This window comes from Maribacter taeanensis, assembly GCF_047345145.1.
Taxonomy (GTDB): domain Bacteria; phylum Bacteroidota; class Bacteroidia; order Flavobacteriales; family Flavobacteriaceae; genus Maribacter_C.
In genome coordinates, this window is the sequence record NZ_JBLFER010000001.1 from 527,667 (window position 1) to 540,664 (window position 12,998).

The window sequence follows — 12,998 nt, forward strand, 5'->3', positions numbered from 1 at the left end:
TTCAATAATTGAAATATTTGCTTACATTTAAAGCATAGAACATTAGTATGCTTTCAAAAGTTTATGGCAGCGCTGTCTTTGGCGTTGAGGCTCAAACAATAACCTGCGAAGTTAATGTAGATAAAGGGGTAGGATACCATCTTGTTGGCCTTCCTGATAATGCTATTAAAGAGAGTAATTATCGAATCGCAGCTGCTTTATTGAATAATGGTTATAAAATTCCTGGTAAGAAGATAACTCTTAACCTAGCTCCTGCGGATTTACGCAAAGAAGGTTCTGCATATGACATGACTTTGGCTTTAGGAATACTTACAGCTTCAGGACAAATCAAATCTGAAAATTTAGAGAAATATGTGATTATGGGTGAGCTTTCATTAGATGGAAGTTTACAGCCCATCAAAGGTGCTTTGCCTATAGCTATAAAAGCTCAAGAGGAAGGCTTCGAAGGTTTTATTTTGCCCAATCAAAATGCCAAAGAAGCAGCCATCGTTGGCGATTTAAAAGTTTATGGGGTTAAGAATATTAGTGAGGTCATAGAATTCTTTGATAAGGGAACTCCTTTGGAAGAAACTATAATAGATACCCGAGCAGAATTTTATAAAAGCTTAGACTTTCCAGAATTTGACTTTTCAGATGTAAAAGGACAAGAAAGTATAAAACGCTGTATGGAGATCGCTGCGGCTGGCGGACATAATGTGATTCTTATTGGCCCACCAGGTGCGGGAAAGACCATGCTGGCCAAGCGATTGCCATCTATTCTGCCTCCAATGACTTTGCATGAAGCTCTTGAAACTACAAAGATTCACAGTGTAGTTGGGAGGGTAAAAAATACAGGACTGATGAGCCAGCGTCCATTTCGAAGTCCACATCATACAATTTCAGATGTGGCGTTGGTTGGAGGTGGCTCTTATCCGCAACCTGGCGAAATTTCACTTTCTCATAACGGTGTGCTCTTTTTAGATGAGTTGCCAGAATTTAAAAGGGGCGTTTTGGAAGTACTACGACAACCGTTGGAAGATCGTGAAGTAACTATTTCACGGGCGCGCTTTACAGTGACATATCCCAGTAGTTTTATGTTGGTGGCCAGTATGAATCCTAGCCCTGGTGGGTATTTTAATGACCCAGATGCACCAGTAACTTCTTCTCCTGCCGAGATGCAACGCTATTTGGGTAAAATCTCAGGGCCTCTCTTAGATCGTATCGATATCCATATTGAAGTGACCCCCGTTCCTTTTGAAAAACTAAGTGAAGACCGGAAAGGAGAGGGGAGTGTTGAAATTCGAAAACGAGTTACAAAAGCGCGAGAAGTGCAGACGAGACGTTTTGCAACATTAGAAAATGTACACTACAACGCCCAAATGAATACCAAACAGATTCGAGAGTACTGCCAGTTAGATGCCCCTTCCAAAGCATTATTAAAAAATGCCATGGAGCGTTTGAACCTTTCTGCACGTGCTTATGATCGTATTTTAAAAGTAGCTCGGACTATTGCTGATTTAGAGAATGCTTCAGAAGTGAACGGCAATCATATTGGTGAGGCCATTCAATATCGCAGTTTGGATCGTGAAGGTTGGTTGGGGTAATTAGCGATCAATCTTCATCACAAAACATGCTCCTATTTTCTCGATATTTATTAATTTGTGAAGGTAATGGGCGAGAACCTAAATATTTTTGCAGTTTATACGGCGGAAGATAAAGATACTATGCTCCGCCTTTTAAGTGGTTTGGAGCCTTTTGATGCTGATTTTAATGTTTCCCTATGGAATGACAACCCCATTCTTCAGGGGCAGCAATGGAAGCCTCAAATTGAGGCTCGTTTAAATCAAACGGATATATTTCTTCTTTTCGTGAGTGACGCTTTAATGCACTCTCAATTTGTTCAGCAGATAGAATTTAAGTGGATTATTGATCGGTATAAGGAAGATAAATCCGTTGTAATTCCAATACTTGTTGAAAAATGCCAGTGGAATATTGCCTTTGAAGCTGATGATTATACCTTTAGCTTTAAAGAATTAAACGTTTTGCCAGAAGGTGAAAAACCAATAGGTGATTGGAATCCGCAAGAGCAAGCATATGCTAATATTGTTACCAGCGTAAAAGAAGTAATCAGCTCATTTAAAGTCGATGATAGTCCTGTGGAGCTTGAAGCTGATGAAGAAGAAGGCGTAACCAATATTAAAGCTGATGATCAGATTACCTTAGATTTTAATGAAGAGGAAGCCAAAAAACAAGAGGCATTGAAGCTGCAAGAAGAGATAGAATCTAAAAGAAAAGCGGAGGAGGAGCGAAGAGCGAAGGAAGAAATTGAGGCTAGACGAAAAGAGGAAGAAACTAAAAGAATTGAAGCGGCAGCGGAAGAAAAAAGAATAACTGAAGAAAAGAAAAGGACCCAACAAGCGGAAATCGATAAAAAAGGGGCTGAAGAAAATAAGCGATGGGAAGAAGCAGAAGCCAAAAGAATTGCAGAGGAAGAAAACAAGAAATGGAAAGCATCTCAAGAAAAGGAGAAGAAAAAAAGTATAGGTAGTAAAAAAAGACTGCTGCTATTGGCTTTGGGGGCAATTCTTGCTTTCGTTGGTATAAAGACCCTTCTAGGGCCAGAAAAGAGTTCAGAAAATACTGAAACAGCTTCTCCAGAGATTAAGCCATCTGAAATAAAGGATTCAGTACAGATCGAAGAGACTAAAATTAAACCCTTTAAAAAGGAAGAATCATTTGCTAAACCAGCCATTGGCGAAAGCTATGAAGGAGGTATTGTTTTTTCGATTGATTCATCGGGTAAAAGTGGTAAGATTGTGCAAATAGGTGATGCTGGTCCCATGCCATGGCAAAAGGCGATAAAAATACATGAACAATTAGGAGAAGGCTGGCGCTTACCAACTTTCAATGAATTGGTAATGCTTTATCAGACGGTGGGACAAGGTGCTGATAACAGTGCTGAATTTTCTAATGGATTATATTGGAGTGCTACAGATTATGATGAATATCAAGCGCGTTTGTTAAGGTTTAGAGATGGGAATACCTCATATCACTATAATAAAAATGTAGAGACTCGTAGATTTCTTGTACGGGCAGTACGCGATTTTAGCAGATAGTCCGTAATACGTAGTTCTATTAAGTATTCGGAATCAATTCCAACGCCGTATATAATTTTATGAGAGAAGCCCCAGTTTTAGGGTAAGTCAATTCTTGTTTTACCTTGAAATGTCTATGTAAAGTAGGTAAAATGATCTCCCGCCGGTCAGCAAAATCTTTTTTGGCGCTCTTGCCTGTCAAAACCTTAAGTCCAAAATCTAGAATTGGTGATTGGCCAGGGGTCACCACCATAAAGCTACCTGAAGGTTTTAAAATTCTTTTAACCTCTGAACAAACAGCATCAAGATCAGAAACGAATTCCAACGCACTAACAGCTACCACAAAATCAAAGGAATTATCTTCCCATTCCATTTTTTCGGCACCACTTGAAATAAGATTCGCTTTGATATCAAATTCAAGTAGTTTTTCTGCCACTTCTGAAGGCTTATCGTGAATATCTACGCCACAGATTTCATCCGCGTGTTTAGATAGCTCTGGAAGAAAAACTCCGCTTCCGTAGCCAATCTCAAGCAAGCGTTCGCCATGTTTTTCAACAAGGAGCTTTTTAATCAATCGAAACCGAGAACATGAAATTGTACCAAGAAATGGACGGTAATTCCAGTCGGCGTGATCAACATCACCAGTTTTAATTAAATCCTTTAAGGGGAGTAAATTTAAATTTTTAGCGTCTGTTTTCATATGGATTTATAGTAAACAAAGACGTGAGGAAGTGCAAAGTACAAAAAAAAATATTCACCCTAAATTTGAGTACTAAAAAATGGGTTAAGAAGGCATAGTATTTCTTAACCCATTTAGATAACATTAAACCATAACGGTATTTTGCCTAATTATAAATCCGCAATAAAGAGGACATACAATGACCATAAAAAGCAAAAGGCGCAATACCCATAAACCAAATAATCATTAATTGTAGTTTTTTTATCCATACCATAAGGTTTGAATATAAAACGGGATGGTAGGAGATAGGAGTGATCTCATTCGTGCAACGAACTGAATACTCGATTTGCGGTAAAATACCCGATTAGTGGTATTTTTTGTTCTTTGAAAGGGAAAAGAGAAATTACTGTATATCTTTGAAAAATAGCATTTTAACCTACGGAAAAGGGAGTGTTATGCTGTGAAAAGTCCAAATGTTTGTTGGTTGATGGGTTTATTTTGTTATTAATGGCGGGAGAAGAAAAGGTCTATCCTACTTATTGACGTTAATCAAGACCGCCTCGCAGCTTTTCAAATCGGAATTAAGGATAATATTTTCAGAAACTTCTCCATCTGTAATTTCAATAGAGACCGTATTAGGTGGGTATTGCCCGAGGTTGTGGGCGTAGAGAAAAAGGTCATTGGGTTTTGAAGCATCTAATTTTACTTCAAAAACCCGTTTCGTGTATTCTAGTAAATATTTAGAAACAACAGCTTCGCCGTTTAAGTAAATAGAAACAACATCACCATCTTTTCTACCATGATCCCAAAGGTGAATACGAATGTTCTCCCCGTTTACATTCAGTTCATTTACATAGTTAATATTTCTTCCATCAAAGGTTTCTCTGATAACCGGTTTTTCTGGAGTTGTCTCTGTAATAACGGATTTGACTCTTGGCACTTTCTTAATGGTGAACATTGAAGTGGCAAATTTTGCAATACTGTATTTGTCTTCAGGGAATAACTCGATACCGAAGACACGATAATTATCGCCCTCCATACCGGGGTCGAGCTTTATTTTATCTATAAAACTCGTGTTTGTGAAAATACCTAACTCTTGTACCACCATATCGTCTTTAGACAAATAGAATTGAATGGTTTTGTTTGCTGGAATATTCTCCGTAGACCACTCTAGTTTGGCTATTCCTGGTGACATCCAGACTGTTTTGCTGTTCGGGTGGCTAATTTTAATTGCCGTTTTCAAAAAAGACTGTTCCAATTCTTTGGTGCATAATGGTGTATTATCATTACTTGCAGCATGCAGTTGATTGGATATAAAAAGGCAGATTGGTAAAAGAAAAAGGACTAAATATTTCATTATTAAGATGTTACTGGAGGATAATACGTCCAGCATGGGACTCAAATACCTAACGAAAAAAAAAACCTCATATTGTGATGAGGTTTTCTGTGCTTGTAAGTGTAAAGGTCTAACTCATTACTCTTTTAAGTGCTTTCCCGAATTGTTCAACCTCTTCAATTTTTCCGGTACTAATACGAGCCCATTCATAAAAAGGTGGAAAAGGTCTACCAATTGAAACATTTTCTTTTTTCATATCGGCTATCAAACCATCAATATGTCTTCCTGACTTAAAAAACACAAAATTGGTATGTGATTTTACATATTCTAATCCAAGATCATCCAAAGTTCTGTATATAAGCTTTTTTCCTTCAGCAGCTTTCAATATGCTAAATTTATAAAACTCATCATCTTGTAAAGCTTCTTTGGCGGCAGCAATAGCCAACATATTTGTCCTAGCCATTACACTGCTTTTTAAGCGAGTAGCAATGTCTGGACGTGTAACTAAATACCCGATTCTTAGTCCCGCCATTCCATATACCTTTGAAAAAGTTTTGGAAACGATCACATTGTTTCCTTCTTTAACCAATTCAACCATAGATGGGTAGTCAGGTTCAGTAATGAAATCATAATATGCTTCATCGCTGAATACAACAGTTCTCCTGCTTACCGAATTACAAAAATCTCGTAATTTGTTTTTCTCTATGATAGTCCCGGTTGGATTATTTGGATTGCAGATGTAAACCAAACTAGTTTTACTAGTAATTCGTTTCTCCATAGCGTCCAAATCATGATTCATGTCTTTATCTACCGGTACGCGGTGTACAAAGGAACCATGTACTTCGGCATATCTCAATATTTGTTGGAAAGTTGGGTCGGCAGCAATGATTTCACCACCCGCCATTCCATATATAAGCCCCGCTGCGCATAAACCTTCGCCAGAACCACCAGTAACGACAATATGGTCTTTGGAAACACCTTCTTTCTCGGCTATCATCTGTACAAGTTCTGCTAAGGCCAGAGATGGATACCTACAAGCCATATTAAAGTTATTCGTAATTGCCTTGCGAACACGTTCAGAAGGACCGTACGGATTTTCATTGGCACTTAAACGAATGGGTTTGTTTTTAAGGTCTAGAATTTCTGGCGTTTCAAATGCCAAAGCCTCTAAGCCACCGAGCATGGCAAAACCTCCTGATAGGCCTACTGTTCTCAACCATTTACGGCGATCTATTGTTTTCATAAGTATCTCATTTTCTTTTCATAAGATACGAATAAAAGCGTTTAAATGGTCAGGGTAAATTCTGGCGAAAAGGAGAATATGAATTTATTGCTTTAAAAGTTCCTCCGCTTTTTTAATGCTAGAGTTGATTTGATCGTGAAGCGCTTTTATTTTTATTTCTTCCTCATTAAGCCATACCTTCTTTTTGTCTGAAAGAGTTTTCCCTTTCATCATTTCATCAGCAGTAAAACGTTCACCAAAACCTTGCATCCAATTCATCATAGATTTGTTGCTTGTTTTCAGGTCGTCGATAGCTTCTTGGTTTCTTTTTCCAACTTGGGTGGAGTCAACCAAGGGATTGAGTTTGTTTACCAGTTTAACCAAATGCGGCATCTTATCCATTGCTTCATCATGAGCAGTAATTACGCGTTGCATTTGTGTTGCTTCTTGGGCATATCCCAGAGAAGAAAAAATAAGTGTAAAAACTAAGAAGATTAATCTTGTAAATTTCATAGCAACTCTATGCGTTTAGAATCTTAAACAAAGATATTGCTGTGTGTTGTACGTTGCAAATTGAAAAGTCAGCTTTGGGCGATAATTTTATGGGCTATAACGAAAACTAAAAATAGAAAAAGGATTACAGCTGAAATTCTTCGTGATTATGTTCGTCTTCCTTCGGAGTTTCTGGTACGAAAACATCTTTAAGAACATAAGCAGCAATCATTGTTATACCAAGGGATAAAAGGTGAATTGAGTAATCCCAATGCAAGATTTTAAGTAGGCTTCCAGCAATTACTCCTAAAGTTCCTAGTACTAATGCGAAGTTCCATAAAATATGATACAGGCTATTTTTTGCACGACGATCTTCGTCTAAGAAATATGCAGTTCCTTCCATAACAAACCAAAGTACAAAGGCAATTGCGGTCATGATTAGGAAAAATAGGGTATAGGGAAAATTCAAAATTGTAAAAACTCCATATAAAGACCAAAAAGAAACAAGTGCTAGTTTATTAAAATCTATGAACTCTTTCTCCTTTTTATTAAAGAATCGTATCGTATATAGAATACCTAAACTTGCAAAGGCCACTAAAAGCATTTTTGAAGCGAAAGGCATTTCAAACATCTTAGCTAAAAAGCCTAATAATAAAACGACTAATGAAATTCGTAAGGGTAGTTTCAAAATTTTCTTATTTGGGAACATAACAATAAATTTTGGTTAAATGACCTTAATGTTGGCACGAAGCCCTTCCATAATACCTAATATATTATGTACAGTTTCCTTTAAATAATGCTTAATTAAAACATGGGGAATACGAATGGTTGTAAATCCATTTTTAAAAGAATGCATTGCTTCTTCTAAATCATTAATGGCTTGTTCATGCGTCATCATATGATACTCACAATCCACTATTATATTTAGTTTCACTCTTGAAATGGCTATATCTATTGACTTTTTGCCATCCCACCATTCCAGCATTGCGCTTACGCCTACCTCCTTCAAACCGTAGTATAACTGTATGGCTTCAATGGGGGTGCCGTTTTGGTCAATCAACTTTTCCATTCGATTTCTATGCTGGTGGCATAGTTCAATTCCGAGGGAATCCATCGAATTTTTGTGGTCGACATAACCGAGTTCTGTATTACATTCTAAACAGGTCATTAAGTAGGTTAATTTTGATTTGGGATTGTTATAACCATGCCATTTTTGAATTATTATACAATTCCGATGTATGGTATAGCACTTTTAGACGAACTGCAATTTTTTAGATGAACTACACAAAATTTGTTAAAAATTCAAAGAAAAACTCTAAATGGTTTATTGAGATGTAAACGGAAACTTTACTACGATTTGCTAAAACATAAGTTAAAACCAAAACTCAATTTCAGTTCATTATATTTACCAAACGAACTCTTAAAATAAGTCCCTTTTGGATATGCGTAATTCAATTATTCTTTTCGTAATTCATATTACCTTATTTACAGGTTGTAAAAATGAAGTAAAACCTGAAACGGTATCCGTTGAAGATCATATTGCTCCTAAATTAACTTTTGCTGAAGCAAATCGATTGGCAAAACTTCCTTTGGAATGTGTTTCTATAGAATATCCGAATAAATTAAACCAGTCTTTAAAGGACGCTACTTTTATCGGGGAACCAAAAGAACTGCATCCAGCTTTTTACGGATGTTATGATTGGCATTCGGCAGTACATGGTCATTGGTCGTTGGTTTCTTTGCTAAAGCAATTTCCTAGTCTTAACCAAGCTGCTAGTATACGCGAAAAATTAGCTGCTTCGCTTTCAGAAGAAAATATTTTGGTCGAAGTGGCTTATTTCAAGATTCCGGGTAATGCTTCTTATGAACGAACGTATGGCTGGGCATGGATTCTTAAATTGGCTGAAGAGTTACATACTTGGGAGGATCCTTTGGCAAGAGATTTAGAAAAAAAATTACAACCTTTAACCGATTTAATGGTGCAGTCTTATTTGGATTTCCTTCCAAAACTGAATTACCCAATTCGTGTTGGAGAGCATTCTAATACGGCATTCGGACTTTCATTCGCACTAGATTATGCAGAAACCTTGAATGTTACGACTTTGAAACACGAGATTGAAAGAACAGTGAAGCGTTTTTATGCAAAAGATAATGCAATGGACGGTTGTCCATTGGAATGGGAACCGAGTGGATTTGATTTTTTATCGCCTTGTTTAGAAGAAGCATACCTAGTTAGTAGAGTTTATTCTACCTCTGAATTCAAAGTTTGGTTCGATACTTTTTTACCGCAATTGAAAAATCAGGAATTCAAATTGGCTCCCGGAAAGATTCTTGATCGCACCGATGGTAAACTAGTCCATTTAGACGGACTCAACTTTAGTAGAGCTTGGTGTTTGTACGGAATTGCGGAGGCCTTGCCTGAATATGAACATATTAAAAAGATAGCAAAAGAGCATATTGAATATTCTTTGCCAAATATTGTTGATGATAATTACGGAGGAACACATTGGTTAGGGTCTTTTGCCATTTACGCCTTAAATAAAGCCGAATAGTATGTTTAAAAAAATAGGTCCGGGAGTTTTAGTAGCGGCTGCTTTTATTGGTCCAGGTACGGTTACGGCTTGCACTTTAGCCGGTGTGGAATTTGGTTATACACTGTTATGGGCAATGCTACTTTCCGTATTGGCAACTATTATTTTACAAGAGATGTCTGCCCGTTTAGGGATAATTACTCAAAAGGGACTCGCAGATGTAATCAAACAAGAACTAAAAACTCCTTGGATTCGAAATACAGTAGTTGCTATAGTCCTTGGAGCTATCGTTGTGGGCAACGCAGCCTATGAAGCAGGTAATATTGGTGGAGCTACCTTAGGTCTTGAGGCTATTTTCGGTACAACCTATCTTTCGTTCTACCCGTGGATTATTGGTTTTTGCGCTTTTGTCCTATTATATATGGGGAATTATAAGTTATTGGAAAAAGTATTGGTCTCTCTGGTCATCATTATGAGTCTCTCCTTTTTAGTCACATCAATTATTACCAAACCAGATGTTCTAGCAATTTTAAAAGGTTTATTTGTTCCAACAGTACCTAGCGAGAGTATTTTGACCATAATTGCGTTGGTAGGTACTACAGTGGTGCCGTATAATTTATTCTTGCATGCCTCTTTGGTAAGTGAAAAATGGAAATCTCCCAATGACCTTAAAGCTGTTAAAAGAGATACTTATTTATCCATAGCTCTTGGTGGACTCGTTTCGATGTCCATTATTATTGCTGCGACGACTATTCAAAGCGGTGAAGTAAAGAATGTGATGGATTTGGCCAAAGGTCTTCAACCCTTGTATGGTGATGCAGCAAAGTATTTCATGGGCATGGGTCTATTTGCTGCAGGAGTTACCTCAGCAATCACCGCACCCTTAGCCGCTGCTTACGTTGCGAATAGCTGCTTTGGCTGGAAAGTTGGCTTGAAACACATGAAATTCAAATTAGTCTGGATGATTATTTTGGGAGTAGGTGTGCTATTCATGTCGTTTGGCATTAAACCAATCGAAGTGATAAAATTTGCCCAAATCGCCAACGGCATTTTACTCCCTGCAATTGCTGTTTTCCTCTTATGGGTTGTGAACCGGCCAGCAGTTATGGGAAAATACAAGAATACATTGCTCCAGAATATCTTTGGAATTCTAATTATCGCTTTGGCCATAATGTTAGGAGCAAAGAGCATTTTTAAAGTAATGGGATTGTTGTAGATGAAAGCATATACTATCGATATCAACTGCGATGTAGGTGAGGGAATAGGAAACGAAGCAGAATTGCTACCTATGATTTCTTCCTGTAATATAGCTTGTGGCGGGCATGCAGGTGATGTTAATACAATGACAAAAGTTGTGCGATTAGCGAAAGAAAACCAAGTTAAGGTGGGTGCGCATCCGTCTTATCCTGATCCTGAAAATTTTGGAAGAATTTCTATGGATATTTCTTCGGATGTTTTAATAACAAGTATTCAAAATCAAATGGAAAGTTTTACTTCCATATTGAAAAAAGAAAAGGTAAAGATGCATCATATCAAACCCCATGGTGCTTTGTATAATGACATTGCGAAAGACGCTAGCTTAGCGAAAATCTTTTTAAAGTCCATATTAAATTTTAAGGATATTATATTTTTGTATGTACCTTTTAATTCGGTAATTGAGAATGAAGCTTTAAAGCAAAACTTTAAGATCAAAAACGAAGCTTTTGGAGATAGAAACTACAACGAAGATCTTTCTTTGGTTTCCAGAAAACTTCCAAATGCTGTTCTAGAAAAACCTGAGGAAGTGCTTCCCCACTTACTATCTATGGTAAAAGAAGAACAGTTAAAAGCTAGCGATGGTAGCATAATAAAAGTAAAGGCAGATACCTATTGCATCCATGGGGATACACCCTCTGCTTTGCAAATATTGACGTACCTTTCAAAGGAATTACCAAAACATAACATTGCTATAGCCCGTGGATAAGTTTCAGATCTCAATAAGACCCTTCGGTGTTCACGCTATTTTGGTAGAATGGCCTAATCAAGTAGATGAGGCTATTTTAAATGATATTCTAAAGTTCACCAATTACCTCGCAACGAATTGTCTTGATGTAAGCAAATGGGAAATAGTACCCGCTTACAATTCTGTTACCCTAATACTTCGAAAGGAACCTATTGATTTCAATAGATTAATACCAAGATTAAAACAGTGGCATGGGGAATGCGTTGATAGCAAACCAAAACAAAAGTACCTTTGGAAGCTTCCAGTTTGTTACGATGCTGACTTCGGAGTTGATTTGGAAGAAGTTGCTGAAAAGCTATCCCTAACTATTCCAGAGTTAATAAAACAGCATACTGAAAATGTCTACACGGTATATGGAATAGGCTTTTTGCCTGGTTTTATGTATTTGGGCGGGTTGCCAAAATCCTTGGAAATACCAAGAAGAGCAACACCTCGGTTAAAAGTTCAAAAAGGAGCGGTAGGCATTGCAGGAAAGCAAACTGGTATCTATCCCCAAGAATCTCCTGGAGGATGGAATATTATTGGTAATTGTTCTGTACCTATGTTTAATCCAAAGGAAGAAAACCCTTGTTTTGTAAGCGTGGGTGATAAAGTACAGTTTTATGCTATAGAACGTGCGGAATATGATTTACATACCATTGAGGGTGAAGTAGGTATTTTCAAACTTGATAAAACCGAATGGGATGCTTAAAGTTTTAAAATCAGGTTTTTTCACTACAATTCAAGATAGCGGTCGCTTTGGGTATTTGAACAAAGGTGTTCCTGTGGCAGGGTATATGGATTCTTTCTCTGCTTCTAAACTCAATAAATTGCTTGATAATCCTCAAAATGCCGCGGTTATGGAGATTACCATGACAGGTCCGACCCTTTTATTTGAAGAGCCAACTTATATCTGTCTCGGTGGAGCCAATATCTCCGTCACTTTGAATAACAACCCGATTGAACAGTATAAGATTTATAAGATTGAAAAGGGCGATATCATTTCCTATGGTCGCTTAAAAAAGGGTTTCCGTAACTATTTAGCGATAAAGAACGGCTTCAAAAGTGACGAGGTAATAGGGAGTCGATCCTTTTATTATCCCTTAACAAATAGAAGCCATTTAAGCGATCGTACAGAGCTACTCTACGAACCTCACGAGGATTACGAAGCCAAAATTTCGGAACTTAAAGTAGACTCTTTCTTAGACGAAAAAGTACTGCACGTTGCTATCGGTCCAGAATTCGGCCTATTAGACGACAAGCAATTAGAACAATTGTTTTCAAAAGACTTTTCGGTGGCAAAAGAATACAATCGCATGGCATACCAGATTGAGGAAAAGATTCATGGACATTCACATTCTATGCTTACATCGGCGACTTTGCCAGGTACGATGCAACTCACTCCATCGGGAAAATTGATTATTCTAATGAAAGATGGGCAAACTACTGGTGGGTATCCACGTATTCTTCAGCTCTCTGATAAAGCCATTTCTATTTTGGCCCAAAAGAAATATGGCGATGTCATTTCATTTAAGTTGGTAAAGACTTAAGTGCTTGATTATAAATATTTTCTAAATACTACAAGTTGCACTTCGTCTAAAATCACATTCGATAAACTGTAGACAAGCTTACCGTTTGTAGGCCTTTTTTAATCCCTTGTCGAATATCTTTAATCTCACCTTT

13 protein-coding genes are annotated in these 12,998 nt (G+C 37.4%); 7 read left to right on the plus strand and 6 right to left on the minus strand.

The window, feature by feature from the left end; translation table 11 throughout:
* The first annotated feature begins 47 nt into the window (after positions 1-47).
* Both ACKWCD_RS02255 and ACKWCD_RS02260 read left to right on the plus strand, forming a co-directional pair.
* Positions 48-1,583: a YifB family Mg chelatase-like AAA ATPase gene (locus ACKWCD_RS02255; protein WP_413982298.1), complete on the plus strand. Its 1,536-nt coding sequence runs from the start codon at positions 48-50 to the stop codon at positions 1,581-1,583.
* Between the two features lie 66 nt (positions 1,584-1,649).
* A complete protein-coding gene (locus tag ACKWCD_RS02260; protein WP_413982299.1) occupies positions 1,650-3,095 on the plus strand; it encodes a TIR domain-containing protein in 1,446 nt (481 codons plus the stop codon).
* Positions 3,096-3,114: 19 nt separating this feature from the next.
* On the opposite strand, the gene ACKWCD_RS02265 is transcribed toward ACKWCD_RS02260, so the two are convergent.
* The 6 genes from ACKWCD_RS02265 to ACKWCD_RS02290 all read right to left on the minus strand — a co-directional run bounded on the left by ACKWCD_RS02265 (position 3,115) and on the right by ACKWCD_RS02290 (position 7,971).
* Positions 3,115-3,774, minus strand: a complete 660-nt coding sequence (locus tag ACKWCD_RS02265; protein ID WP_413982300.1) for a class I SAM-dependent methyltransferase — start codon at positions 3,772-3,774, stop codon at positions 3,115-3,117.
* Between the two features lie 511 nt (positions 3,775-4,285).
* Entirely contained in the window at positions 4,286-5,110 is an 825-nt protein-coding gene (locus tag ACKWCD_RS02270) for a hypothetical protein (protein ID WP_413982301.1), read from the minus strand.
* A 109-nt stretch (positions 5,111-5,219) separates the two neighbouring features.
* Positions 5,220-6,332 (minus strand): pyridoxal phosphate-dependent aminotransferase, encoded by a 1,113-nt coding sequence (locus ACKWCD_RS02275; RefSeq protein ID WP_413982302.1) that lies wholly within the window; start codon positions 6,330-6,332, stop codon positions 5,220-5,222.
* Positions 6,333-6,416: 84 nt separating this feature from the next.
* On the minus strand, positions 6,417-6,824 hold the full coding sequence (locus ACKWCD_RS02280) for a hypothetical protein (RefSeq protein ID WP_413982303.1): 408 nt from the start codon (positions 6,822-6,824) through the stop codon (positions 6,417-6,419).
* Between the two features lie 124 nt (positions 6,825-6,948).
* Positions 6,949-7,512, minus strand: a complete 564-nt coding sequence (locus ACKWCD_RS02285; RefSeq protein WP_413982304.1) for a hypothetical protein — start codon at positions 7,510-7,512, stop codon at positions 6,949-6,951.
* 15 nt (positions 7,513-7,527) lie between these two features.
* A complete protein-coding gene (locus ACKWCD_RS02290; protein ID WP_413982305.1) occupies positions 7,528-7,971 on the minus strand; it encodes a hypothetical protein in 444 nt (147 codons plus the stop codon).
* A 274-nt stretch (positions 7,972-8,245) separates the two neighbouring features.
* Here ACKWCD_RS02290 and ACKWCD_RS02295 point away from each other — a divergent pair, with 274 nt between their 5' ends.
* From ACKWCD_RS02295 to ACKWCD_RS02315, 5 genes are read left to right on the plus strand one after another with little or no spacing between them, the layout of a single operon-like run.
* A complete protein-coding gene (locus tag ACKWCD_RS02295) occupies positions 8,246-9,355 on the plus strand; it encodes a DUF2891 domain-containing protein (protein WP_413982306.1) in 1,110 nt (369 codons plus the stop codon).
* A 1-nt stretch (position 9,356) separates the two neighbouring features.
* Positions 9,357-10,550, plus strand: coding sequence for an Nramp family divalent metal transporter (locus ACKWCD_RS02300; RefSeq protein WP_413982307.1), 1,194 nt, complete (start codon positions 9,357-9,359; stop codon positions 10,548-10,550).
* On the plus strand, positions 10,551-11,297 hold the full coding sequence (pxpA, locus tag ACKWCD_RS02305; RefSeq protein ID WP_413982308.1) for a 5-oxoprolinase subunit PxpA: 747 nt from the start codon (positions 10,551-10,553) through the stop codon (positions 11,295-11,297).
* Entirely contained in the window at positions 11,290-12,027 is a 738-nt protein-coding gene (gene pxpB / locus ACKWCD_RS02310) for a 5-oxoprolinase subunit PxpB (protein WP_413982309.1), read from the plus strand. Before pxpA ends, pxpB begins: the two co-directional genes overlap by 8 nt.
* Positions 12,020-12,865 (plus strand): 5-oxoprolinase subunit C family protein, encoded by an 846-nt coding sequence (locus tag ACKWCD_RS02315; RefSeq protein ID WP_413982310.1) that lies wholly within the window; start codon positions 12,020-12,022, stop codon positions 12,863-12,865. Before pxpB ends, ACKWCD_RS02315 begins: the two co-directional genes overlap by 8 nt.
* Positions 12,866-12,998: the final 133 nt, after the last annotated feature.

What these genes read in the sequence shown, in the direction of transcription:
- ACKWCD_RS02260 (WP_413982299.1), top strand. Translation starts at nt 1,650, where the DNA reads ATGGGCGAGAACCTAAATATTTTTGCAGTTTATACGGCGGAAGATAAA.
- ACKWCD_RS02285 (WP_413982304.1), bottom strand. Translation starts at nt 7,512, where the DNA reads ATGTTCCCAAATAAGAAAATTTTGAAACTACCCTTACGAATTTCATTA.
- ACKWCD_RS02300 (WP_413982307.1), top strand. Translation starts at nt 9,357, where the DNA reads ATGTTTAAAAAAATAGGTCCGGGAGTTTTAGTAGCGGCTGCTTTTATT.
- ACKWCD_RS02280 (WP_413982303.1), bottom strand. Translation starts at nt 6,824, where the DNA reads ATGAAATTTACAAGATTAATCTTCTTAGTTTTTACACTTATTTTTTCT.
- ACKWCD_RS02255 (WP_413982298.1), top strand. Translation starts at nt 48, where the DNA reads ATGCTTTCAAAAGTTTATGGCAGCGCTGTCTTTGGCGTTGAGGCTCAA.
- ACKWCD_RS02275 (WP_413982302.1), bottom strand. Translation starts at nt 6,332, where the DNA reads ATGAAAACAATAGATCGCCGTAAATGGTTGAGAACAGTAGGCCTATCA.
- ACKWCD_RS02290 (WP_413982305.1), bottom strand. Translation starts at nt 7,971, where the DNA reads ATGACCTGTTTAGAATGTAATACAGAACTCGGTTATGTCGACCACAAA.
- ACKWCD_RS02315 (WP_413982310.1), top strand. Translation starts at nt 12,020, where the DNA reads ATGCTTAAAGTTTTAAAATCAGGTTTTTTCACTACAATTCAAGATAGC.
- ACKWCD_RS02270 (WP_413982301.1), bottom strand. Translation starts at nt 5,110, where the DNA reads ATGAAATATTTAGTCCTTTTTCTTTTACCAATCTGCCTTTTTATATCC.
- ACKWCD_RS02295 (WP_413982306.1), top strand. Translation starts at nt 8,246, where the DNA reads ATGCGTAATTCAATTATTCTTTTCGTAATTCATATTACCTTATTTACA.
- pxpA (WP_413982308.1), top strand. Translation starts at nt 10,551, where the DNA reads ATGAAAGCATATACTATCGATATCAACTGCGATGTAGGTGAGGGAATA.
- ACKWCD_RS02265 (WP_413982300.1), bottom strand. Translation starts at nt 3,774, where the DNA reads ATGAAAACAGACGCTAAAAATTTAAATTTACTCCCCTTAAAGGATTTA.